Annotated in this window: 3 protein-coding genes; 1 reads left to right on the top strand and 2 read right to left on the bottom strand. The window is 44.5% G+C overall.

What is annotated here, in order from left to right; translation table 11 throughout:
- Nucleotides 1-135: 135 nt before the first annotated feature.
- Together KTQ90_RS13035 and KTQ90_RS13040 are read right to left on the bottom strand one after the other, a co-directional pair.
- Nucleotides 136-306 (bottom strand): hypothetical protein, encoded by a 171-nt coding sequence (locus KTQ90_RS13035; protein ID WP_006282157.1) that lies wholly within the window; start codon nt 304-306, stop codon nt 136-138.
- Entirely contained in the window at nt 290-478 is a 189-nt protein-coding gene (locus KTQ90_RS13040; RefSeq protein ID WP_217318789.1) for a hypothetical protein, read from the bottom strand. Before KTQ90_RS13040 ends, KTQ90_RS13035 begins: the two co-directional genes overlap by 17 nt.
- 443 nt (nt 479-921) lie before the next feature.
- Here KTQ90_RS13040 and KTQ90_RS13045 point away from each other — a divergent pair, with 443 nt between their 5' ends.
- A complete protein-coding gene (locus KTQ90_RS13045) occupies nt 922-2,565 on the top strand; it encodes a glycoside hydrolase family 172 protein (RefSeq protein WP_444388350.1) in 1,644 nt (547 codons plus the stop codon).
- The last annotated feature ends 129 nt before the right edge of the window (nt 2,566-2,694 follow it).

Genomic DNA, 2,694 nt, shown 5'->3' on the forward strand with positions numbered 1-2,694 from the left:
TAAATGGAAACAAAAAAATATCGCTCAAGAATAAAAACTTGAGCGATATTTTTTTTGACGTGTATCTACTAGCATCGCGGATACGCTTACCGTCAGTAAGCTCATGAAACAAACAGTGCTCGTCAAGAAATCCCATTATTTTGTCATTCCTGATTTACGCAGAATGCTCTGCATTGCCTTAAATGCTGGTGTGTTCTCTATGCCGTCAAAGCCCTTGAACTTGCGTTCTGCTTCATCAGCACGCTCTATGAATCTTTCTGCATCCTTACCTTCCAAGGTAGGTATTGCCTTAATTTCTATTGCCATAATCTTCCTTTCTTTTTTTCATAACCACATCTTCAACAACATGCTTCACGAGATTGCCCAATGGCAGTTCGATGGTTACTTTATTTGATATCTTGAACGCAAGAGAAATGATAGGCACTGTCTCCATTCTGTGTTCGAACGTATTGTAGCAGCGTTGAACGCCAAGGTTCATATAGAAGTTGTTGTTGCCAATTTACTAAATATATACAACTCAGATATGGCTAATGACTATTTCAAGTTTAATTTAGGGCATGTATCTTAATATTAAGATACATGCCCTAAGTAGGTGTTCAAAAATAATTTAAATGAATCTATGCTCTATTTTGGTCTGTATGTTCGGCTCCGAAGAGGGAGTGTAGTGGACTACACGACCGATGAGAGCTGGGCATACAGGGAAAAATATTTCTCCAAAAGGAGTGAGTTTCTCAGATTTAATTTGTATTTTTGCAATGTCATATTAGAGTTTTGCTTGTTTTCTTTTTGCAACACTAAGATAAGTGAAAATTCTGACATGGCATTCACATTATTAACCTATCCGGGCGAGGCTCAAACCAGTTTCGAACTTTTTGCGCAGAAGAAGGGGACGAAGATGGAGTTGGATGCTTGGATGCTTAAATTAATATGGAGATGAGAAATTTTTTGTTTGCATTGCTGCTTTTGCCTTTGATGGCTTCGGCTTCTTGTGTGAAGGATGCGGCACAAGTGACTTTGAACTCTTTGTTGGATGAAATGATATCCGTAGAAGAATCCGCACGTTATCCGCTGGTGCCATACCGTTGCCTGCAAGTCAGCAGTTATGACCGTTCCTCTGTGTCTCCCGATTCGTCGGGATGGTTTGCCAACAATGATGGTTATGGTATTGTCCGCATGGATACGGTTGATGGAAGAGTTGAGCGTGTGATGTTCGATGAAAAGGGGCCTGGAGCCATTACCCGTATCTGGATAACAACAATTGACAAGCGTGGAACTTGGAGATTTTACTTTGATGGAGAAAGTACTCCCAGATGGATAATTCCTGCCTATGATTTGATGCGCTTCGGAGTACCAGAATTGGGTAGGGGACTGTTGCTGCCCCACACTAGCTATACTCCGGACGGGAAAGGCGGAAGTACTCTGTTTCTGCCCATCCCTTTTGCCCGGAGCTGTAAAATTACATTTGAAGACGAACTGGGCATTGCGCCTACTCCCAAATACTATCACATCAATTATCGAAAGTATCCCGAAGGAACTTCTGTGGAAACCTTTTCTGCGGAATCCGTAGCCCGCGCTGGCAAAAGAATTTCAGAGGTAGATGATGCCTTGCTGCATCCTGCATCCCGTTCTGGTTTGCAGATGGACAAGAAGCGGCAGGTGCTCCAGCCGGGTGATTCTTTGTGGATTGACCTGCCGCAAGGGGAAAATGCGGTTTATGAAATCAGTTTTCAGCTTGCGAATGCTGATTCTACGGCTTATGCCCAGCTTATGCGCAATCTTATATTCAAGGCTGATTTTGATGGCCGGTCTACAGTTTGGGTTCCTCTTTCGGATTATTCGGGAGGGGGTATGGGAGCTCCAGCTGTTGATAGCTGGTTCTTGTCTGCCGACGGACAAGGAAAGGTGGTGAGCCGCTGGCTGATGCCCTACAAGACAGAAGGCAGATTATTGTTACAGAACATCTCCGCACACACTGCAGACGTGAGTATGAAAGTGGGAACGGCACCTTTGCCGTGGGGAGAGCGTTCCCTCTATTTCCATGCTTCCTGGCGCCAGCAGACCGGGCTTCCGGTTTATGATCATCCGGATGATGATGCAAATTGCCGGGAGTGGAATTTTGCCACATTGACTGGACGGGGCATATACAAAGGGGATGTCCTGACTCTGTATAACCACTCGCGTGCCTGGTACGGAGAAGGGGATGAAAAAATTTGGGTGGATGAGGATTCCTTTCCGTCTCATTTCGGTACTGGAACAGAAGATTACTACAATAGTTCATGGGCTCCGGTCGTAACATTCCAAACACCTTTTGGCGGTGCTCCCCGTGCCGACCAGGCGAGTTCTCACGGTTATAACACCTTCTTCCGTACCCGGAATCTGGATGGCATTCCGTTTTCTTCGCTTCTTCGTTTCGATATTGAGCTGTTGAGTTGGGTGAGTGGGACAGTGGATTATGCAACTACTGTTTATTGGTATGGAGATGCGGTTGCCAAAGCTGTCGGAACGTCCGGAACGGAGGAGGCAATAAAGAAATTGCTGCCTATTCCTGCCGATTTGTCTAAATAAGTAGGTGTTCAAAATTAATTTAAATGATTCTATGTCATATTTTGCAAAACTTTTGCCAACAGGAGCAACGAAAGCGTAAGCGTATCCGCGATGCAGCCTTTTTTTTAATCATTATGCTTGTTACCTTTG

The sequence above is a fragment of the Leyella stercorea genome (genome assembly GCF_019052365.1).
In the GTDB taxonomy this organism is placed as follows: domain Bacteria; phylum Bacteroidota; class Bacteroidia; order Bacteroidales; family Bacteroidaceae; genus Prevotella.